Annotated in this window: 19 protein-coding genes; 14 read left to right on the top strand and 5 right to left on the bottom strand. The window is 64.6% G+C overall.

Features of this window, described 5'->3' with window-relative positions:
- Nucleotides 1-58: 58 nt before the first annotated feature.
- The 5 genes from F2P45_RS08850 to F2P45_RS08830 all read left to right on the top strand — a co-directional run bounded on the left by F2P45_RS08850 (nucleotide 59) and on the right by F2P45_RS08830 (nucleotide 5,438).
- Nucleotides 59-820: a LytR/AlgR family response regulator transcription factor gene (locus F2P45_RS08850; protein WP_166873012.1), complete on the top strand. Its 762-nt coding sequence runs from the start codon at nucleotides 59-61 to the stop codon at nucleotides 818-820.
- A 212-nt stretch (nucleotides 821-1,032) separates the two neighbouring features.
- Nucleotides 1,033-2,280, top strand: a complete 1,248-nt coding sequence (locus F2P45_RS08845) for a PAS domain-containing sensor histidine kinase (protein WP_229504983.1) — start codon at nucleotides 1,033-1,035, stop codon at nucleotides 2,278-2,280.
- A gap of 238 nt (nucleotides 2,281-2,518) precedes the next feature.
- Nucleotides 2,519-3,535 carry a porin gene (locus F2P45_RS08840; protein WP_166873009.1) on the top strand — a complete coding sequence of 339 codons (1,017 nt, stop codon included), beginning with the start codon at nucleotides 2,519-2,521 and terminating at the stop codon, nucleotides 3,533-3,535.
- 145 nt (nucleotides 3,536-3,680) lie between these two features.
- Nucleotides 3,681-4,466, top strand: a complete 786-nt coding sequence (locus F2P45_RS08835; protein WP_166873006.1) for a DeoR/GlpR family DNA-binding transcription regulator — start codon at nucleotides 3,681-3,683, stop codon at nucleotides 4,464-4,466.
- A gap of 123 nt (nucleotides 4,467-4,589) precedes the next feature.
- Nucleotides 4,590-5,438, top strand: a complete 849-nt coding sequence (locus tag F2P45_RS08830) for an MFS transporter (protein WP_229504982.1) — start codon at nucleotides 4,590-4,592, stop codon at nucleotides 5,436-5,438.
- Between the two features lie 17 nt (nucleotides 5,439-5,455).
- Here the strand turns inward: F2P45_RS08830 and F2P45_RS08825 are convergent, their stop codons facing one another.
- On the bottom strand, nucleotides 5,456-6,106 hold the full coding sequence (locus F2P45_RS08825) for a class I SAM-dependent methyltransferase (protein ID WP_166873003.1): 651 nt from the start codon (nucleotides 6,104-6,106) through the stop codon (nucleotides 5,456-5,458).
- A 22-nt stretch (nucleotides 6,107-6,128) separates the two neighbouring features.
- Nucleotides 6,129-7,070: a CysB family HTH-type transcriptional regulator gene (locus F2P45_RS08820; RefSeq protein ID WP_099881478.1), complete on the bottom strand. Its 942-nt coding sequence runs from the start codon at nucleotides 7,068-7,070 to the stop codon at nucleotides 6,129-6,131.
- Nucleotides 7,071-7,284: 214 nt separating this feature from the next.
- Between F2P45_RS08820 and F2P45_RS08815 the strand changes: the two genes are divergently transcribed.
- Genes F2P45_RS08815 through cobA form a run of 6 tightly spaced genes read left to right on the top strand, consistent with a single transcriptional unit; the run spans nucleotide 7,285 to nucleotide 13,387 of the window.
- Complete coding sequence (locus F2P45_RS08815; protein ID WP_166872998.1) at nucleotides 7,285-8,973, top strand: nitrite/sulfite reductase; 1,689 nt, start codon at nucleotides 7,285-7,287, stop codon at nucleotides 8,971-8,973.
- On the top strand, nucleotides 8,966-9,547 hold the full coding sequence (locus tag F2P45_RS08810) for a DUF934 domain-containing protein (RefSeq protein WP_166872995.1): 582 nt from the start codon (nucleotides 8,966-8,968) through the stop codon (nucleotides 9,545-9,547). Before F2P45_RS08815 ends, F2P45_RS08810 begins: the two co-directional genes overlap by 8 nt.
- Before the next feature lie 8 nt (nucleotides 9,548-9,555).
- A complete protein-coding gene (locus F2P45_RS08805) occupies nucleotides 9,556-10,272 on the top strand; it encodes a phosphoadenylyl-sulfate reductase (RefSeq protein WP_166872993.1) in 717 nt (238 codons plus the stop codon).
- A gap of 47 nt (nucleotides 10,273-10,319) precedes the next feature.
- A complete protein-coding gene (cysD, locus tag F2P45_RS08800; RefSeq protein WP_166872990.1) occupies nucleotides 10,320-11,258 on the top strand; it encodes a sulfate adenylyltransferase subunit CysD in 939 nt (312 codons plus the stop codon).
- Entirely contained in the window at nucleotides 11,258-12,577 is a 1,320-nt protein-coding gene (locus F2P45_RS08795; protein WP_166872987.1) for a sulfate adenylyltransferase subunit 1, read from the top strand. Before cysD ends, F2P45_RS08795 begins: the two co-directional genes overlap by 1 nt.
- 42 nt (nucleotides 12,578-12,619) lie before the next feature.
- Entirely contained in the window at nucleotides 12,620-13,387 is a 768-nt protein-coding gene (gene cobA, locus F2P45_RS08790; RefSeq protein WP_166872984.1) for a uroporphyrinogen-III C-methyltransferase, read from the top strand.
- On the opposite strand, the gene F2P45_RS08785 is transcribed toward cobA, so the two are convergent.
- From F2P45_RS08785 to F2P45_RS08775, 3 genes are all read right to left on the bottom strand, one after another.
- Nucleotides 13,376-13,819 (bottom strand): hypothetical protein, encoded by a 444-nt coding sequence (locus F2P45_RS08785; protein ID WP_166872981.1) that lies wholly within the window; start codon nucleotides 13,817-13,819, stop codon nucleotides 13,376-13,378. The two genes, cobA and F2P45_RS08785, sit on opposite strands and share 12 nt — an antisense overlap.
- Before the next feature lie 148 nt (nucleotides 13,820-13,967).
- Nucleotides 13,968-15,548 carry a phytase gene (locus F2P45_RS08780; RefSeq protein WP_166872978.1) on the bottom strand — a complete coding sequence of 527 codons (1,581 nt, stop codon included), beginning with the start codon at nucleotides 15,546-15,548 and terminating at the stop codon, nucleotides 13,968-13,970.
- Between the two features lie 7 nt (nucleotides 15,549-15,555).
- Complete coding sequence (locus F2P45_RS08775) at nucleotides 15,556-18,144, bottom strand: TonB-dependent receptor (protein WP_166872974.1); 2,589 nt, start codon at nucleotides 18,142-18,144, stop codon at nucleotides 15,556-15,558.
- 607 nt (nucleotides 18,145-18,751) lie between these two features.
- On the opposite strand from F2P45_RS08775, the gene F2P45_RS08770 reads away from it, so the two are divergent.
- The 3 genes from F2P45_RS08770 (at nucleotide 18,752) to hemP (ending at nucleotide 21,054) form a co-directional block, all read left to right on the top strand.
- Nucleotides 18,752-19,678, top strand: a complete 927-nt coding sequence (locus F2P45_RS08770; protein WP_166872971.1) for a diguanylate cyclase domain-containing protein — start codon at nucleotides 18,752-18,754, stop codon at nucleotides 19,676-19,678.
- Between the two features lie 7 nt (nucleotides 19,679-19,685).
- A complete protein-coding gene (locus tag F2P45_RS08765; RefSeq protein WP_229504981.1) occupies nucleotides 19,686-20,723 on the top strand; it encodes an AraC family transcriptional regulator in 1,038 nt (345 codons plus the stop codon).
- Between the two features lie 154 nt (nucleotides 20,724-20,877).
- Nucleotides 20,878-21,054 carry a hemin uptake protein HemP gene (gene hemP / locus F2P45_RS08760; protein ID WP_166872965.1) on the top strand — a complete coding sequence of 59 codons (177 nt, stop codon included), beginning with the start codon at nucleotides 20,878-20,880 and terminating at the stop codon, nucleotides 21,052-21,054.
- Nucleotides 21,055-21,129: the final 75 nt, after the last annotated feature.

The raw sequence follows: 21,129 nt of genomic DNA, 5'->3' as shown, positions 1-21,129 counted from the left end.
GATTAAAGCCCGGTTTCATTGAATAATTGGCACTCTTGTCCTTCACCAGAAACGCACCATGCCTACCGCTATTATTGCCGACGACGAAAGACTGATGCGCGACCAGCTGCGCCTGCGCCTGAACCAGGCTTGGCCCGAACTGGAAATCGTCGGCGAGGCGAAAAACGGCGAAGAAGCGATCGAGCTGGTCAGCCAGCTCAAGCCGGACCTGACCTTCCTCGACATCCGCATGCCGGGCAAGACCGGCATGGAAGCGGCGCGCGCGATCGGCGCCGGCAGCAATATCGTGTTCGTCACCGCCTACGACCAGTACGCAGTCGAAGCGTTCGAGCGCGGCGCGGTCGACTACGTGCTCAAGCCGCCCGAGGCCGAGCGCCTGCAGGTGACGGTCGACCGCCTCAAGTCGCGCCTGGCCAAGCCGAAGGAAGCGGTCAACGACAGCGTCACCGCCATGCTCTCGCAGCTGGCCGAAAAAATGGCGGCGCCCAAGCCGACCTACCTGCAATGGATCCAGGCCAGCATCGGCCAGGACTTGCGCATGATTCCGGTCGAGGAGATCCTGTTTTTCCGCTCCGACGAAAAATACACCTGCGTGCAGACCGAGCGCTTCGAGGCGCTGATCCGCAAACCGGTGCGCGACCTGGCCGAAGAACTCGATCCGGCCCTGTTCTGGCAGATTCACCGCGCCACCCTGGTCAACGTCAACGCCATCGAAGGGGTCACGCGCGACATCCGCGGGCGCCACCTGGTGCTTATCAAGGGCAAGAGCGACAAGCTCGAAGTGAGCCGCAGCTTCCTGCACCTGTTCAAGCAAATGTAAACCGCCGCCGCGCCTGTTCGCGGCGCATGCCTTCCGTCCCATGCACCACCTTGCGACACGACACGACATGACACCTGGTACCCCGCCGCCGCCGGCGCCGCGCATCACAGCGCCTTCGTCTTCCTGTTTGTCGCGCCTCAAGGCGTGCGGCAAGCGTGCTTTTATAATCAGCCCACGGTCCGCGTCCCGCGGGCTTTCGACGGCAGGCGCGCATGGCACAACAGCGTTCTTCCCGCTTCCTGAGCTGGGGTGCGATCATGTTCGTGCTCGGTTTGCTGGGCGGTCACTCCCTCGCGCGCTTGTTCGCGCATAACCGCTGGCCGCGCTTTGCGCGCAGCCACAGCCGCGAGATCATCCAGAACGCGAGCGAAGCGATCATCTCCACCGATGACACGCAGACCATCGTGCTGGCCAACCCCTCGGCCGCGGCGATGTTCTCGACCACGGTCGAGCGCATGCAGGGCAGCCCCCTGCAGCAGTTCATCGCGCCGCTGCCGACCGTCACCGGCGACGCCGCGCCCGCCTATTTCGGCGACGTGGCCGGCCGCGCCGGACGCCGCGCCACCGATTACGCCGTCACGGGCGTACGCGCCAGCGGCGAAACCTTCCCGCTCGAAGGCTCCATTTCCAGCATGATCGAGGCCGACCGCACCATCTACACCATCATCCTGCGCGACGTGACCGAGCGCCAGCAGGTGCAGGAAAAGCTGTCGCGCTCGCATGCGCAGCTGCGCCAGCTCTCCTCGGCCCTGCAAACCGTGCGCGAGGAAGAGCGCGCCCACATCGCGCGCGAGCTGCACGACGACCTCGGCCAGTTGCTGGCCTCGCTGCGGATGGACCTGAACCTGCTGCAAAAGGAGCCCGACGCCAGCAGCAACGGCCAGCGCCTGATGAACGGCATGGAAGAAAACCTGCTCACCGCAATCACCTCGCTGCGCCGCATCGCCACCAACCTGCGCCCGCGCGCGCTCGACGAAGGCGGCCTGTATTTCGCGCTGCAGGGCTTGCGCGACGAATTCGTCGAGCGCCACGGCATCGCCTGCTCGCTGTTCGCCGACGAAGCCGAGCTGCGCCTCGACGACGCCGCCAGCACCGCGATTTTCCGCATCGTCCAGGAAGCGCTGACCAACATCGCACGCCACGCCGGGGCCAGCAACGTGACCATGTATGTCTACCGCATCGACGGCCAGTTGCTGGTCTCGATCCGCGACGACGGGCGCGGCATCCAGGCGGCCGACATGGAAAAAGCCCAGTCGCTCGGCCTGATCGGCATGCGCGAACGGGTGTGGGCAATGAAGGGCGAAATCACCGTCAGCGGCGACGATCCGCCCGGAACCCGCATCGATATTGTGTTACCCGTACCCGACAGTACGCCCGACGAGGCCCCCGGCGAGCGCGCCGCGGGCGCACCGGAACGGGCGCGTCCGCTGCCGCCGCACGTCACCCGGGATTTCCCATAACGCCTGCAACGGCGGGCGTTATGCGGCGCTGCACCATTCCCTACGGCTAAAGTTTAGCGCACCCGAAGCGTGCAATTAGGGGGTATTGACGCCCTATTGCAGGGCAAAACCAGACTGTCTCATTCTCGCCACAGTTCACTTTGTCATGGATTTGACATACGTGGAAGCTATAATTACGTCCGATTAAGAGCATCCCTGGTTAATCGACCCTTATCTGTGCAACTTTTTGGAGATTTATATGCAATGCAAACTGATGGCCGCTGTCCTGGCCGCTGCGATTCCTCTGTGCGCTTCCGCTCAATCGAGCGTCACGATCTACGGTGTGGCTGATGCGGCGCTGGCGAAAGAAGACACGGGCGCCAAAGGCGGGAGCCGTACGGTCGTCAACTCGGGCAACCAGTCGACCAGCCGTGTAGGTTTCCGTGGCGTTGAAGATCTGGGCAATGGCCTGAGCGCTGTGTTCAATCTGGAAGCTGGCGTCGCACTCGACACCGGCATGGGCGATTCGAGCCTGTTCGGCCGCCGCTCGGTGGTTGGTCTGAAAGGTGGCTTCGGCACCGTCATGATCGGTCGCGAGTACACCCCGATCGCTGACGTCGCTAACGCAAGCGATATCAACGGCCAGGGTTTCTACGGCACCAACTTGAATTCCTTCGGCGCAAACCGTCTGACCCGTCGCATCAGCAACTCGGTCAACTACAAATCGAACTCGATGGGCGGCGTGATCGTCAGCGCCGGCTATGGCCTGGGCGAAACCCTGGTCGGTCCTTCGCTGGATCTGATGGGTCTGGCTCTTGAATACAAAGCCAACAACATCTACGTCGGTGCCGGTTACCACCAGATCGAGCGTCTGGCTTCGGGCGACGACAAGGAAATGATCGTCGGCGCAGGCTTCACCGCTGGCGCAGTCGAAGTGCGTGCTAACTACATGGTTGCCAACCCAACCGGTAACAACAACAAGTATGAGCAGGCCAATGCCGGCGTGTCGTACACCTTCGGCGCCAACAAGATCTACGGTAACCTGCAGCAAAGCAAACTCGAAGGCGGCGCCAAGGGCAACGGCTTCTCGCTGGCTTACTCGTACGCTCTGTCGAAGCGCACCAATGTGTACACCTCGTACGCATCGATCCGTAACAACAACAAAGCAGCCTTCGGCATCTTCTCCGCTGGCGCTCAAGTTACTCCAGATGCAACGAAAGGCCAGTCCGGTTCCGATCCTAGCGCTTTCTCGGTCGGCGTTCGTCACTCGTTCTAAATTCACTGACGCGCCCTGGCGCGTTTAGCTGAAGCAAAAAACCCCGCACGCTGCCCGCCAGCCTGCGGGGTTTTTTTATGCCTGATTGCACGTTTGTGCGCATTCATGTATATTTCTGCGCATTGATGCTTGTTTGAATGTCCCGATGCCGACCGAACCCCTCCTCTTGCAGGAACGCCACGCCCTCATCCTGCAACGCCTGCAAACCGATGGCCGGGTGCTGGCGCCCGACCTGGCGCAATGGCTGCAGGTGTCCGAAGACACCATCCGGCGCGATTTGCGCGACCTCGCCGCCGCCGGCCTGTGCCAGAAAGTCTACGGCGGCGCCTTGCGCATGCCGCTGCCGGCGGCGCCCGGCGGCACCCCGGCCCAGCGCCGCAGTGCCCAGGCCGACCGCAAAGCGCGCCTGGCCGCCGCCGCCGCGCCGTGCGTCGCGCCCGGCAGCGTGGTCTTCATCGATGCCGGCTCGACCAACCTGGCGATCGCGCAGGCGCTGGGCGAGGCGCGTCTGACGGTCATCACCAATGCCCCGGCGATTGCCGCCGCGCTGGTCGACAAGCCGCTGATCGAACTGATCGTCATCGGCGGACGCATCCACGCCGAGACGGGCGCCAGCATCGGCGCGACCGCCCTGCGCGAGCTGGAACCGATCAGCTGCGACCTGTACATCCTGGGCGCCTGCGGCGTCGATGCCCAGGCCGGCGTGAGCGCCATTCATTTCGAGGAAGCCGAATTCAAGCGCCGCGTTGCGGCCCTGAGCAGGTCGGTGCTGGTCGCCACCACCAGCGACAAGGTCGGCACCGCCGCCCCGTACGCGGTGCTGCCGGCGGCCAGCCTGACCAAGCTGATTGCCGAGCATGACATCGACGCGCGCCAGTTCGATGCCTTCGCGGCGCGCGGCGTGCGCGTGCTGCGCGCCGCCAAACCCTGACCATTCCCCTTTTCCGAAAGAAACCATGCCTGAGACCGGAGCGCGGCAACGCCTTTCCACCCGCCTTGCATTTCTTGCCGCCGGCCTGGCCATGTCGGCCTGGGCTCCGGATCGCTGCTGGCGATGCCGTCGACCAGTTTCATGACGGCGCGTTTCGGCGTGCGTCCGGTGGTGCTGTGCTCGGGCCTGATTGTCTGCCTGGTCCTGCCCGGCCTGGCTTTCGCGCCCAGCCCGGTGCTGCTCGGCTGCGTGCTGTTTGCCTTCGGCGCGGCCATCGGCACGCTCGATGTGGCGATGAACATCCAGGCGGTGGCGGTGCAGAAGAACTGCGGCGGCTCCTTGATGTCCGGCTTTCACGGTCTGTTCAGCGTGGGCGGCTTCCCGGGTGCGGGCACCATGGTGCTGCTGCTGTGGCTGGGTTTGAACCCGACCGCGTCCACCATCGTGCTGGCCTTGCTGGTCGGCGCCGTCCTGGCCGGCGCCTCGTCCGGCCTGCTGCGCGAACCCGATGCCCAGGTGCGCGATGCGCCGCTGTGCGTGGTGCCGCACGGCGCCGTGATCCTCATCGGCGGCCTGTGCTTCCTGTGCTTTCTGGCCGAAGGCGCCATTCTCGACTGGAGCGCCCTGCTGCTGACCGAAGGACGCGCGCTCGAAGGTGGCGCCGACGCCCGCCAGGGCGGGCTTGGCTACGCGGCGTTTGCGATTGCCATGACCCTCGGGCGCCTGAGCGGCGACCGGGTGGTGAGCAAACTGGGCGGTCAAAAAGTGCTGTTGCTGGGCGGCCTGTGCGCCACTGGAGGGTTTTTCTGCACGGTACTGGCCTCGTCGTTGCCGGGCATCCTGGCGGGGCCGGCGGCGATCGGCTTCGTGGCGCACGCCACCAGCCTGCATATGGCGTTTGCCGGGCTCGGCTGCGCGATGCTGCTGATCGCGTCCAGCGCCAGATTGGGCGCGTCGAGCGCGCCCGGGTGATTGACCTTACTTCCCCCTTACTTGAGGCGGCAGGTCAGCAGCCAGAAGTACTCCAGGCGCACGATCTTGATCTCGCGCACCGACGAGGCCAGCTTCTTGCGCAGCGCGCTGTCGGATGGATAGGTCTTGGGAATCTCGTAGCGCTCGCCATCGGGCGCGATGCGGATCTGGTAGGTATTGCCTTCCATATCGGTGCGCGCCACGGTTTCGCTGCTGCCTTCCACGTAGGCGTCGTCGAGCAGGACGATGAACATGTCGTCCCCGACCTTGGCGCGCAAGTGCGCCAGGAAACGTTCCTGCTCTTCGCGCTTGACGTGCGACCACCAGAAGCCGATGAACACGGCCGTGTAGCCGCCGATATCGTCCGGCAGGTTCCAGGCGTCCGCCACCTTGAATTCCACTTTGTCGCCTGGAAGCGCGCGCAACTTGCCCAGCGCGATCATTTCAGGATTGATATCGGTGGCGACCACCTTGTCGGCCGTGCCGGCGATGACGGCGGTCCAGTAACCGGTGCCGCAGGCGAGTTCGAGCACGGTGTGGCCGCGCAGGGTCTCGGCCACGTGGCCGCGCATGGCGGCCAGGTCGTCCTTGCGTTCCGGCCGGTCGTAGATGCGGTCGTGGTTGGACGCGCTCTTGGCGTAAAACTGTGCAGATTGTTCGGTGATCATATTTTTCTTGGTGTGAAAGCTTTTACAGCTCGTAAGTTTCTTTGGTGCCACTCATGGCCGACTCGACCAGCTTGCGGTTGAGGGTCGGCGCCAGCAATTCGATGAAGGTATAGATGTAGCTGCGCAGATAGGCGCCCTGCTTGACGGCCACGCGCGAGATGTTCATCCCGAACAAGTGCCCCACCGGAATGGCGCGCAGGTTCTTGTCACGCTCGGCGTCGAAGGCCATGCCCGCTATGATACCAATACCCATGCCAAGTTCCACATAGGTTTTGATGACATCGGCGTCGATGGCTTCGAGCAGCACGTCCGGTTTCAGTCCGCGCAGGCCGAAAGCGTGGTCGATCTTGCTGCGTCCGGCAAACGCGCCGTCGTAGGTGATCAGCGGGTAGGTGGCGATCTCTTCCAGCGAGACGGCCTTGGATTTGAGCAAAGGATGGTCGGGCGGCACCACCACCATGTGTTCCCATTGATAACAAGGCAAGGTGATCAATCCGTCAATGCCCGCGATCGATTCGGTGGCGATGGCCAGGTCGGCCTGGTCGCGCTGGACCATCTCGGCAATCTGGCGCGGGTTGCCTTGCAGCAGCGACAAGCGTACCTTCGGGTACTTGAGCATGAAGGCCTGCACCACTTTCGGCAAGGTGTAGCGGGCCTGAGTGTGCGTGGTGGCAATGGTGAAGCTGCCGCTGTCCTGGGCCGCGTACTCCTTGCCGATGCGTTTCAGGCTGTCGATCTCCTGCATGATCAGTTCGACGGACTCCAGCACCAGGCGGCCGGGTTCGGTCAAACCGCGGATGCGCTTGCCGTGGCGCGTGAAAATGTCAACACCGAGCTCTTCTTCAAGCTCGATAATCGCTTTCGACACCCCGGGCTGGGATGTAAACAAGGCCTTGGCCGCGTCGGTCAGGTTGTAATTCTGCCGCACGGCTTCGCGTACGAAGCGTAATTGATGGAGGTTCATTGCTTTTTTGTTCTCGCAGGCCGGAAAGATACTCAAAATAAATATCTACCAGCATTTTATAAGAATGCTTATGCCGGATACGCATATAAGCAAATAAATTCTTAGTCCTTTGGAATAAAGGACGAGTTTATTACTATTGAGGCTAGTTTGGGGACAGTCTCACGATCTTGCCCCGCAAGAAGCCCGATCGGCACACAAATATTCAGGATGACATATGTACCGTTACGACCAATACGACCACCTCATCGTCAGGGAACGCATCGCGCAATACCGCAGCCAGGTGGAGCGCCGTCTCAGCGATGAGCTGACCGAAGCCGAATTCGTGCCGCTGCGCCTGCAAAATGGCCTCTACATGCAGCGCCACGCCTACATGCTGCGCATCGCCGTGCCGTACGGCCTGCTCTCCTCAGCCCAGATGCGCATGTTCGGCCATATCGCCCGCAAGTACGACCGCGGCTACGGCCACTTCACGACGCGCCAGAACATCCAGTTCAACTGGATCGAGCTGGAACAGACGCCGGACATCCTGACCGACCTGGCCTCGGTCGAGATGCATGCCATCCAGACCTCGGGTAACTGCATCCGCAACATCACCTCCGACGAATACGCCGGCGTGGCGGCGGACGAAATCATCGACCCGCGCCCGTACGCCGAAGTGCTGCGCCAGTGGAGTACCTTCCATCCGGAGTTTGCCGCCCTGCCGCGCAAGTTCAAGGTGGCGATCAACGGCGCCGTGGAAGACCGCGCCGCGATTGCGGTGCACGACATCGGCCTGACCGTGGTGCGCAACGACGAAGGCGAGATCGGCTTCAAGGTCATGGTCGGCGGCGGCATGGGCCGCACGCCGATCCTGGGCAGCGTGGTGCGCGAGTTCCTGCCGTGGCGTTACATGCTGACCTACATCGAAGCGGTCATGCGCGTCTATAACAGCTACGGCCGGCGCGACAACAAGTACAAGGCGCGCATCAAGATCCTGCTCAAGGCCATGGGCGCCGAAGAATTCACGCGCCAGGTCGAAGCAGAATGGATCGACCTGAAAGACAGCGCATCGACCCTGACCGACGAAGAAATGGCGCGCGTGGCGGCCTACTTCACGCCGGCCGCCTACGAAACGCTGCCAAACATCGACGTCCGTGCGGACCACGCCGACAACAAGGCCTTCGGCAACTGGCTGACCCGCAACGTCAAGCCGCACAAGGTGCCCGGCTACGCCATCGTGCTGCTGTCGCTGAAGAAAACCGGCGTGCCGCCGGGCGACGCCACCGCGACGCAGATCGACTTCGTGGCCGACCTGGCCGACCGCTACAGCTTCGGCGAACTGCGCGTGACGCACGAGCAGAACCTGGTGCTGGCCGACGTAAAACAGTCGGCCCTGTTCGCGCTGTGGCAGGAAGCCAAGGCGCACGGCCTGGCGACGCCGAACATCGGTCTGCTGACCGACATCATCTGCTGCCCGGGCGGCGACTTCTGCTCGCTGGCCAACGCAAAGTCGATCCCGATCGCCGCCGCGATTGCGGAACGCTTCGATAACATCGACTACCAGCACGACATCGGCGAGATTGAACTCAATATCTCGGGCTGCATCAACGCCTGCGGCCACCACCACGTCGGCTCGATCGGCGTGCTGGGCGTCGACAAGGATGGCAGCGAGTGGTACCAGGTCTCGATCGGCGGCGCGCAGGGTAACAACGCGGCCATCGGCAAGATCATCGGGCCTTCCTTCTCGGCGCTGCAAATGCCCGAAGTGATCGACCGCCTGCTGCAGGTGTACGTGCGCGAACGCCACGAAGACGAACGCTTTGTCGACACCGCCCAGCGCCTGGGTGTCGCCCCGTTCAAGGAACATGTGTATGCCACGCCGATCAAGGCGGGCGAACTGGTTGGAGAAGACCACTATGCTTGAGTCGCACAAAGAAATCATCAAACACCGCGCAGTCGTCGCCGATGACTGGAGCGTGCTGCGCTTAGCAAGCGCTGACCTTGATGCCGGCGTCGCCGCCGACGCGCCGGACGCGGTGGTGGTCCCCGAAGGCAAAGTCATCGTGCCGCTGACGGTATGGCAGGCGCAGCGCGATGCGCTGGCATCGCGCACCGAGATCGGTGTCTGGCTCGCACCCGACGAACGCGCCGAATCGCTCAAGGGCGATCTGGACAAATTCGCGGTCGTCGCCATCGACTTCCCCAAGTTCACCGATGGGCGCGGCTACTCGACCGCCTTCAACCTGCGCATGCGCATGGACTATCAAGGCGAACTGCGCGCCATCGGCGACGTGCTGCGCGACCAGCTGTTCCAGATGCAGCGCTGCGGCTTCGACGCCTATGCCACGCGCCCGGACCGCAATATCCACGACGCGCTCAAGGGCTTGACCGACTTCTCCGAGGTGTACCAGGCCTCGGTCGACGTCAAGGCGCCGCTGTTCCGCCGTCACGAACGCGACGTGCGCATCGACAGCAGCGACGTCGGCTACGGCATCTGAGGCCCATCATGACCGACATCACCGCCCTCGTCGCCAGCACCCGCGCCACCCTGGCCCGCATCGCCGCCGAATATTCGCCGGCGGTGTTTGCCTCCAGCCTGGCCGCCGAAGACATGGTACTGACCGACTTGATCCTCAAGGCGAACCTGCCGATCGGGATCTTCTCGCTCGAAACCGGCCGCCTGCATACGGAAACGCTGGCGGTGCTGGACCAGGTCAAGGCCACGTATGGCTACGACATCGCGCTGTTCAAACCGCAGCCGGACGCGGTGGACGCGTATGTGTCGCAGCACGGCCTGAACGCCTTTTACGAGAGCGTGGACATGCGCCGCGAGTGCTGCCGCATCCGCAAGGTCGAGCCGCTCGGCCGCGCCCTGGCCGGCAACAAGGCCTGGGTGACCGGCCAGCGCCGCTCGCAATCGAGCACGCGCGCCCAGCTCGACATCCAGGAAGACGACGCCGCGCACGGCATGGCCAAGTTCAATCCGCTGGCGGACTGGTCCGAGACCGATGTCTGGAACTACATCCGCGATAACAATGTGCCGTACAACGCGCTGCACGACCAGGGCTTCCCCTCGATCGGCTGCGCACCCTGCACGCGCGCGGTGCAACCGGGCGAAGACGTGCGCGCCGGCCGCTGGTGGTGGGAAAACCCGGATTCCAAGGAATGCGGCCTGCACATGGTCGATGGAAAACTGATTCGCATTAAATCCGTGGCTGCGTGACGCTCACGCTCGCACGCCACAACAAAAAAACAAAGGCCCTAGCCACCATGACTACACTGACCGACACCCCGCGCGTACTGACCGACGTCAATGCGCGCCACCTCGATGCGCTCGAATCGGAAGCGATCCACATCCTGCGCGAAGTCGCCGCCGAATGCGCCAACCCCGCCCTGCTGTTCTCGGGCGGGAAGGACTCGGTCGTGCTGCTGCGCCTTGCCGAAAAAGCCTTCCGTCCGGGTAAATTCCCGTTCCCGCTGGTGCACATCGACACCGGCCACAATTTCGCCGAAGTGATCACCTTCCGCGACGCCCGCGTGGCGGAACTGGGCGAGCGCCTGATCGTCGGCAGCGTCGAAGACTCGATCAAGCGCGGCACCGTGCGCCTGCGTAACCCGCAGACCGACTCGCGCAACGCGGCGCAAGCGGTGACCTTGCTCGAGACGATCGCCGAACACAAATTCGACGCCTGCATCGGCGGCGCGCGGCGTGACGAAGAAAAAGCCCGTGCCAAGGAACGCATCTTCTCCTTCCGGGACGAATTCGGCCAGTGGGACCCCAAGGGCCAGCGCCCGGAACTGTGGGACCTGTATAACACCCGCGTACACCCGGGCGAAAACATGCGCGTGTTCCCGATTTCGAACTGGACCGAACTCGATGTGTGGCTCTACATCCAGCGCGAAAAACTGGCCTTGCCGCCGATCTACTTCGCGCACGAGCGCCAGGTCATTGCGCGCAACGGCCTGCTGGTGCCGCTGACCGACCTGACCCCGGCGCGCGATGGCGAAACCGTCGAAACGCAAGTGGTGCGCTTCCGCACCGTGGGCGACATTTCGTGCACCTGCCCTGTTAGCTCAAGCGCATCGACGGTCGAAGCGATCATCGCCGAAACCGCCATCACCCAGATCACCGAACGCGGTGCCACCCGGATGGACGACCAGACCTCCGAAGCCTCGATGGAAAAACGCAAGAAAGCAGGATACTTCTGATGAACGCCCGTATCGACAATCATAACCACACCCCGACCGAACGCGGCCTGCTGCGTTTCATCACCGCCGGTTCCGTCGACGACGGCAAAAGCACCCTGATCGGGCGCCTGCTGTTCGACAGCAAGGGCATCTTCGCCGACCAGCTCGACGCGATGTCGCGCTCGAAGCACAAGCGCACCGTGGGCGACGCGGTCGACCTGTCCTTGCTGACCGACGGCCTGGAAGCGGAACGCGAACAGGGCATCACCATCGACGTGGCCTACCGCTACTTCGCCACGCCCAAGCGCAAGTTCATCATCGCCGACACGCCGGGCCACGAGCAGTACACCCGCAACATGGTCACCGGCGCCTCGACCGCCGACGCGGTGATCATTTTGATCGACGTCTCCAAGGTCAAGCTGCGTGAAGACGGCGGCGTGGATCTGCTGATCCAGACCAAGCGCCATTCGACCATCGCCCACCTGCTGCAGATCGAGCACGTGGTCGTCGCCGTCAACAAGATGGACCTGGTGAACTACGACCAGGCCGTGTACGACCGCATCGTCAAGGCCTACAAGGAGTTTGCCGCGACCCTGGGCTTGACAGACATCACGCCGATTCCGCTGTCCGCCCTGACCGGCGACAACGTGGTCGAGCCGAGCGAAAAAATGAAATGGTACCAGGGTCCGACCCTGATCTCGCTGCTCGAGTCGCTCTCGGTCTACGACGAATCGCACGCGGCCCCATTCCGCTTCCCGGTGCAGCTGGTGGCGCGCCACAACGGCCACGAAGCGAACGACTTCCGCGGCTACATGGGCCGCATCGAAGCGGGCATGGTCAAGGTGGGCGACAAGCTGGTGGTCCAGCCTTCGGGCCAGAGCGCCACCGTCAAGGACATCCTGACCCTGGAAGGCTCGCACCAGTCGGCAGTGGTGGGCCAGTCGATCACCCTGCTGCTCAATGAATACCTGGACATCTCGCGCGGCGACCTGCTGGCCGGCGCCGACCAGCCCGCGACCCTGCTCAAGACGCTCAAGGCGGACGTGTGCTGGATGTCGGACGAGCCGCTCGACATGCGCCGCAAATACTGGATCAAGCATGGCACCAAGCAGACCTCGGCCAAGATCACCGGCGTCGACACCCTGCTCGACATCAATACGCAAGAGCGCCACGCGGCCGACGGGTTGAAGCTGAACGACATCGCGCGCATCGGCCTGACCGTGCAGCAGCCGCTGGCGGCCGACGCCTACGCCGACATCCGCGCAACGGGCGCCTTCATTTTGATCGATGAAGTTACTCACCAGACGGTTGCCGCTGGTATGATCCGACTGGACGCGTAAATAGTCAGCGCCAGCTCTGGAAGCCAGCAAAAGGAACGCTTTATGTCAGCACTCGGAAAAGTCTATCTGATCGGCGCCGGCCCCGGCGCCCAGGACCTCATCACCCTGCGCGGCGCGCGCCTGCTGGAGCGGGCCGACGTGGTGCTGCATGATGCCCTGGTGACCGACGAGATGCTGGCACTGTGTCCGCAGGCGCTGAAGATCGCCGTAGGCAAGCGCTGCGGGCAGTTGTCCACGGCGCAGGCCTTCATCAACAAGCAGCTGGTCGACAGCGCGCAAAAATACGCGCTGGTGGTGCGCCTGAAAGGCGGCGACCCGATGCTGTTCGGGCGCGCCGATGAAGAATTGCGCGCGCTGGAAGAAGCCGGCATCGAGGTTGAGGTCGTGCCGGGCATTACCACTGCGGTGGCGGCGGCGGCGGCAAGCAAACAGCCGCTGACCAAGCGCGGCGTGGCGCGCAGCGTGGCGTTTTTCACGTCCAGCACCGCGCCCGAACTGGAAGACCAGACCGCCATTCCCGATACCGACACCTTGGTGCAGTACATGGGCGGGCGCGAAGCGATCGTGACCGCTCAGCGCCTGCTGGACCAGGGCCGCAGGCCGGATACGCCGGTGGTGGTGATTGAAAATTGCAGCCGCCCGGAGCAGCGCATCATGCGCCTGACCCTGGCCACCCTGGCGCACGGTCTTGGGCCGGCGCACGGCCCGGTGCTGGTGATGCTGGGCGACGCCATGGCGCTGCGCGACAGCCAGCCGATCGATACCGTGCAGGACGGCGATCGCCTGGACGGGGCGCAGTTAAGCGCTTGAGCGCTTGCATGCGGGGGCCTGTTGCGGCCCTGCCTGCGGTTCCAGCGCGTCGATTTCCCATTGCAGCTTGTCGGCTGCGGCATAGGTTTTTTCGGCGATGGCCGACAGGCGGTTGAAAGCGCGCTGCAAACGCGGCGAGCTGTCTGGGCCGGTCAGCGAATACAGCTGGCTGCGCACCGTGCGGATATCTTCCTTCAATGCCTTGAGCGCTTCGCGCAGGCTGGCGTCGGCATCGAGCGCTTCGTCGAGGCCCGCTTCCATGCGCTTGCGCAGCATGTCGATCTTGTATCCCATTCGCGCGAGGCGGTCGGCCAGGCGGTCGAGGCGCATGGCGGCGCGGCGTTCGTTGCCCAGTGCGATGAGCGAATTGCGGCCGTTCCGGGCGATCAGGGAAACTTCGCGGAGCAGCAGCTTCAGGAATGTGCTGAGCATGGTGGGTACCGGAGAGAGAAAGAGAGTCAAGAAATTTTGAGCGCAAACGCCAGCCCAGTCAAACCCTGCACACGCTGGTAACTGATCCAGAACAAACCAAGCGCATATTCCCTCTCTCCATCGTTCGCGCAGCCACCACCGCCAGCATTCACAGTTTCAATGCCTTCGCAACATCCTCCCAACTCACATACTTGAAGTTCTGCGGCCCATCCGGCATGCGTTTGTACCCATCCTGAATCACCAGCATGCCCTGCGCATACGGCCCGCCCAGGTTCTTCGACGTCACATCGAGTCCATCGGTGTCGGACGTCCCATCGATCCCCTCGGCCAGGTTGAACCCCACCTTGAAGCGCCCGCGCACCTTGTACGGGGCGACCGCATCGAGCACCACATAACTGCTGTCCCCTTGGCTCGACACGATCAGGTACGCGCCCTTCGCGGCTTCGTAAATCGCCATCCCCTCCACATCCGCGTGCAAATCGCGGCCCACGCCAAGCACCATCTTGCGCGTCGCCGGCTGATCGCCGCGCGCCGCCAGGGTCCACACGCCGCGCTTTTCCTCACCGATGAACAAACGCTCGTTGCGGTCGTCGGCAACGCAGCCTTCCGGCTGGCTGTCGACCTTGAACTCGCGTGCCAGCTTGCTGCTCCACGCCTCGCCGCTGCGCGCGATGCGGAACTGGCGGAACGCCCCGCCCTTGTCGTTGACGATCACCTCCAGCCCACCACTGCGCGGCTGGAACAGGCAAATGCCATACACCTCCGGGAAACCGGTCGCAAAGCGCGTCAGCTCGGCCACCTTGCCGTCCGCGTCGAAGCCGAACAGCACCACGCTGTTGTCGTCGCGCTGGCTGGCCACCGCCAGATCGACCGCCTTGCCATCCATGTTCACGCCCTGGCGCAGGTCCACGTTATTCAGGCGGCCCACGTCCAGGAACTGCTGCTGCCTGCCCTGCAGGTCGTACACCATCAGGCCCTGCTTCTTGTTCGTGCCCAGCACGCGCGAGCGGGTGGCGTCCTGCGGATGCACCCAGATCGCCGGATCGTCCGCCACGTCGCCCAGGCGCGCCACCGGCATGGTCTGCGCGCGCGGCTCGACCACCGCCGCAGGCGAAGCCACCGGACCCGCCGGCAGGCGCGCACCGGCCTTGAGCAGGCGCCGCGCCGGCGCCGCCTCGCTGTTTGCCTCATACGCCCAGGTGCCGACGCCCTCCTCGTTCGCATACAGCGTGTGGCGCGCGTCGTCCACCTTGCATTGGCCGGCGTCGAGCGGCATGCTCAGTTTGCGCACCAGCTGCGGCGTGGCGCCGTGCATCAGCCACTGCTCCGCCTGGCCATCCTTGGCGGCGACGAACAGGAAGTCCAGTCCCTGCTGGTCGCGAAACAGGCACAGGCCCTCCAGGCCGAACGGCTGCTGCGGCAAAGGCGCCATGCGCGCCAGCTCGCCGCGCCGTACGTCGACACGGATCGGCAGCGCGTGCTGGGTATCGGCATCGAGCACCACGGCGATGCCGCTGCCCTTGGTGGTGCGCACGTCGAGCTGCCTGGCGCGCATCGGCAGGCGCGCCAGCTCCTTGCCGGCGGCGTCGGTCAGCTGCAAGGCCTGCCTGTCGAGCGAGAGCCAGCCGCCGCCATCGAGGGCGATGCGGTCGGCGGCGTGGGCTGAATGCACTGCGGTGCCGGCCAGGATGCACAGCAAAGCGGCTGCGCGGGTAAGGTGTTTTTGCATGGTCATATCAGAAAAAGTTCGCTTTCAGGCTCAATTTGAAGGTACGGCCGTACTGCTCGTACTGGACGTTATACGGCTTGCTGCCCTGGTACACGTAATAGGTTTCATTATTCAGGTTGATGCCCTCGAAGACCAGCTGCACACGCTTGTTGATCTGGTAGCCGAGCGAAAAATCGACCTGGCGCTGGGCGTCGACGTAGCGGTCTTGCGAGGCGTCGAGCATGTCGTCGGCCACTTCGAGCAGGTACGAGGACTTGTGATTGAGCGCCAGGCGAGTGCTGAGCGGCCCGTTTTCGTAGCCGAGCATCAGGTTGACGATCTGCTTCGACTGCCCCGGCAGGCGGATCCGGCGCGTCAACTGGCCGCCGCTGGCCTTGTCGAAGCGGCCGATGGTCGCCCTGGCGTCATTGAAGCTGGCGTTGGCGCCGACGATCAAGCCGTTCCATGGCGCCGGCAGCATGCGCAGCGACTGCGAATACGACAGCTCCAGCCCGTGCACGCGCGCCTTGTCGCCATTGGCGTAGCTGGTGGCGGTGGTGTAGCCGGCCCACGCCCCGCTGCCCGCCAGATCGGTGGTGTAGGTGAAGTTCTTGATATCCTTCGAGTACAGGTAGGCCGACACGGCGCCGTCCGCGCCGAGCATGCGCTCGATGCCCAGGTCCAGGTTCGACGCTTCCAGCGGTTTCAGGTCCGGGTTGCCGATCACCGCTTCGGTATTGCTGGCCAGGCTCACGCCCGGCGCCAGCTGGCTGAAGTTGGCCCGCACCACGGCATTCGTCCACGCGGCGCGCACGCTGGTATCTTTGTCGATATCGAAGCGCGCCTGCAGGTTCGGCAGCCAGTTCGAATACGACTTGCTGCGGGCGAGCGGCGCCAGGCCGTCTTCCGACACCTGCTGGCCGCGCGCGGCGAAACTGGTGCGTTCGTGGCGCATGCCGGCCAGCAGGCGCCAGCGGCCGATGTCGGCGCCGGCCTGCAGATAGGCGCTGTTGATGTCCTCGTCCATGCTGAAGTCATCCAGGTTCGATTCCTCGGTGAGCCTGGCGCCAGCGCGATCGAGTCGCGCCACCCGCGCGCGGATGGCGCCAGCATTCAGGCCCGGCCCCAGGTTGGCGAACGGGTAATCGAGCGTACCCTGGGTGAAGCCGCTCATCGACACGCTGCCCGCGCCCCAGTAATTGCCGCTGGTGGCTTTGCTGCTGGTGTAGCCCCATTGTTCGGTGTCGTTTTCCTTGGTGCGGCGGCTGATCTTGACGCCGCCCTTGATGTCCGCCGTGACGTCGGCAGCAGCGTCGCCCAGCGCCAGGCTGCGGCCCAGGTCGACCTTGACGTGGCGCTCGGCGTCGGCGCTGTCGCGCGCCTGCAGGGTGATCCCCTGCAGCTTGTAGCTGGCCGCATCGGACAGGCTGGCAGGGCCGGTCAGGCGCGGCACGCCGGTGCCGGAGAAGCGCAGGCCGGCCACGTTGGACGAAGCGCGGAAGCGCCCGTCGTTGATGCTCTCGGGCGTGTCTTCGGTGGCGCGGCTGGCGCCGCCCGACGCGGCCAGTTTCCAGTCGCCGAAGCGGGCCTCGCCGCCGGTCACGGCCGACGTGATGCGCTGGGTGTACTTGCGCTGGCGCAGGCGCCGTTCGGCGCGGGCGGTAAATGGCGTATCGGGCGCCGCTTCATCGCCCTTGACGTTGCTGATCGACAGACGGTCGCGCACTTCATCGTCCGAAAATTCGCTCACGAACGTGCGCAGATAGAGCGACTGGCCCGACTGCGGGCGGTAATCGAGGTTGAGCGCCAGCGCGCGGCGTTCGCGCTCGGGCAGGTAATTGCGCATCTCGAGGCCGGACAGCTTGCCCTCGCTCCAGGCGCCGCCGGTTTCCACGTTATCGGAACCGAACTTGCGGCGCTCGCCGCTGATGCCGGCCGCCACGCCCAGTTTGCCGTCCAAAAAGCGCTCGGCCCACAAGGCGCCGGCGTTCGGGCTGGTCTTGCCGGTATTCTGGTCGCGGCTCGCTCCCGCCTGGAGCGACAGCGCGGTGCCGGGCAAGTCGAAGGCCGACAGCGACTTGACGTCGACCGAGCCGCCGAGCGAGTTCGCATCCTGATCGGGCATGAGGGTCTTGGACACTTCCAGCGAGCGAATCAGGCCGGCCGGCAGCACGTCGAGAGCGACCGCGCGGCGGCCCGCTTCCGGCGACGGCACCGACGCGCCGTTGATGGTGACGGCGTTGTAATCGGGGCCGATGCCGCGCACCACGATATAGCGGCCTTCGCCCTGGTCGCGCTGCACCGCCACGCCTGGCAGGCGGGCCAGCGCCTCGGCGGCGTTCTTGTCCGGCAGGCCGCCGATATCGTCGCTGCTGATGATGCTGACGATGTTATCGGCCTTCTGCTGGGCCGCCAGTGCGCGCTTCATGCTCGAACGCTGGCCGGCGATGACCACGATATCGGAAGGGATCGCGGTTGCTTCGCTGCTGCCGGCGGCGCTGTCGGCCGCGTGCGCGATGCCGGTGCACAGTTGCAGGATTCCGAAAGCAATGAGGGACAGGCGCGGAAAGCCGCCCGCTGCCGCGCACTGACGCTGTTGTTGTTTGTCGCTGTTCATAGGTTCGCCGTTGGATGGGTGAAAAACAGGGCGAAGTCTAGAGAGCGAATATGTCCATCTCGTGACACGCAGGCCGCCGCCACGGTCGATACGGCCTTTTACGCCAGCCGGTGAGCTGAAATGCCCCCTCCCCCGGTGTCCTCCCCCGGTGTCCTCCCCCGGTGTCCTCCCCCGGTGTCTGTCCTCCCCCGGTGTCTCCCCCGGTGTCTCCCCCGGTGTCAGGTCTGACATTCCCCCCGGTGTCAGGTCTGACATTCGGACACGAGCTGATCCGCCACCCCGGTGTCACCCCGGTGTCGGTGTCACCCCGGTGTCATGTCACCCCGGTGTCAGGTCTGACATTCAGACACGAGTTCATCTGCAGATGACAATCGCGCAGTTCCCTGCAGCCGGGGTCGTGTCCGAATGTCAGACCTGACACCCGGTGGGGGGCTATCTACAGCCGGGGCCGTGTCCGAATGTCAGACCTGACACCGGGGTGGACGCGGGGTGAGCCGATCGGACTGGCGCCGCTGCGCTGTTTGCACCCCGCCTGTCATCGTCCTGTCACGCGCGCGGGCTAGTATCGGAACGTATCACCCTCATGCAAGGCTTTGGCCTTTCGCCCATGCTCCATTCACACCGCACTCCGCTCGTCCTGGCCTTGCTGGCCCTTCTCGCCTGCTTTTTCCTGTATGCGCTCGCCGGCGTGCCCAAGCCGCCAGCCGAATGGAAGTGGATCGATATCGCCAGTGAGGCGAGCATCGCCCTCATGGCCGGCGTGTGGTTCGTGCTGGTGTTGAGCTCCCGCCCCCCGGGCCGCGTGACGGCGCTGCTGGCCGCCGGCCTGGCCGGCCTGATGCTGGGCGCCTGCGCCGACTGCCTCGACGAATTTTTCAGCGTCCCCAAAGGCCAGCTGTGGAACCATGTGATCGAGAGCGGCCTGACCCTGGCCGGCATGGCCGCCCTCACCTGCGGCCTGCTCGACTGGCGGCGCGAACAATTCATGCTCAACGAGCACTTGCACAAACGCGAGCGCCTGTTCCGCGACCATCGCTCCTTCGATCCGCTCACGCAAGTGGGCGACGCCGACTACCTGCGCGCGCAGCTGCGCATCGAGCACGAACGCGGCACCGGGCCCGATTGCTCCCTGCTGATGGTCGATATCGACAGCTTCCACCTGATTAACCGCGCCCACGGCCAGCGCGAAGGCGACCGCCTGCTACAGGCGGTGACCCATACCCTGCTGCTCAACCTGCGCCGCACCGACCTGCTGTGCCGCTATGCGGGCGACCGCTTCGCGATCCTGCTGCCAGCCACCGATGGCGACACCGCACGCGCGCTGGCCGAGCAGTTGCGGCGCGCCGTGGCCACCTTGCGCCATCACACCCACGGCAGCGGCGAGGCGCTGCAGGTGACGGTGCGCTACGCGGTGCGCCATGTGGATATCGAGCCGCGCCAGCTGCTCAAGGAAATCAACCGCGCGCTGGAACGGCGCATGCCGCAGCCGGCGCCGGCGCCGGAGGATGCGAGCAGCTTCGCCGCGCCCGCGTGAGCCGCTTTTGAGCCGCCTTCTGCAAGCGGGCGACGCCTGCATCGTGGCGCAGCACCAGCCGGCGCTGGTGCTCGACTACGCGCGTTCGCGCGAGCTGGCCCCGCGCGCGATCCTGGCCGGCACCGGCATCGGCGACCTGCAGGCGCCCGATGCGCAGCAAGCCATCAGCCCCACCGAATATCTGCAACTGCTGGCGAATGTGGCGGCCGGACTGAAAAGCCCGGAGACCAGTTTCATGCTGGGCCAGCAAATGCTGCCCGGGCACTTCGGCGCGCTGAGCCACGCGCTGATGCAGGCCCACAGCCTGCGCGAGGCGATCGCCCTGCTGGTGCGCTTCCAGATGCAGCTGTGCCCTTTGCTGGCGCCGCGCTTTCGCGAAGATGGCGATCTCGCCGTGCTGTACTGGACCGACAGTTTCGGCGCCGGCCAGCAGCGCGGCTTCCTGGTGGAGATGCACATGACCGCCATGACCGCCATGTGCCGCTGGCTGGGCGGCGAGCGCCTGCCGTGGCGCTACTGCTTCAACCGCACCCCGCCGCGCTACACCGAGCAGCACGAGGTGCACCTGGGCGAGCAGCTGCGTTTTCACTGTCATCTCGACGCCATGCTGATCGACGCGGCCTGGCTGGACCGCCCCTGGCCGCGCGCCAATGCGATGGCGGCGGCGGTGGCGCTGCGCACTGTCGACGCGGCGCACGCCGGCGCCAGAGAGCGCAGCCTGCTGTGCGCCCTCTACGATTATCTGCTGGAGCACATCCGCAACGCACCGACCCTGGAACAGTGCGCGGTCCAGTTCGGCGTCAGTCCGGCCACCCTGAAACGCCACCTGGCGCGTCACGGCAGCCACTTCCAGGCCGAACTCGACCAGGTGCGCGCCCACGTCGCCCTGCACCTGTTCCATGGCGGACGCCACGACAACGATGCGGTGGCGCGCCATCTCGGATTTCATGACGCTAACAATTTCCGAAGGTCATTTAAACGTTGGACCGGCATGACACCCATGCTATTAAGACAAAGTCTGGAAGCGTATCGCCTCTCTCGGTAGCTCAAAGTCGCTGCTGGCGCGCCTGGCAAGCGAGGAATGCGTTGCATCGCCCCAACGTCCCCGATCGACTGAGATAGGCTCATATCGCTTGCAATCGGAAGACACATCGGCCATAATCTAAATGAGAATTGTTCTCATTCACTGAAAGGCAGCGATGAATACCACCCAACAACCCGTGCGCGCGATCCCGGCGCCTGTCGCACCTGCGCTTCCGCTGCGCGTTAACAGCCAGGAACTGCTGCGCCAGGGCAAGTCAATCCAGATTGAACATGACGGCAAAATCTACGAATTGCGGATCACCCGGCTTAACAAGCTGATCCTGACCGCCTGAACTACCACCCCCCAGCCAGCCAGCGTTGCACCCGCGAGCCAGTCCCCCCTTTTTGACAGGAGCAACGCAATGGCT

It is taken from the genome of Massilia mucilaginosa, from assembly GCF_011682145.1.
Taxonomy (GTDB): Bacteria; Pseudomonadota; Gammaproteobacteria; order Burkholderiales; family Burkholderiaceae_D; genus Telluria_A; species Telluria_A mucilaginosa.
This window is presented reverse-complemented; position numbering and strand designations above follow the sequence as displayed.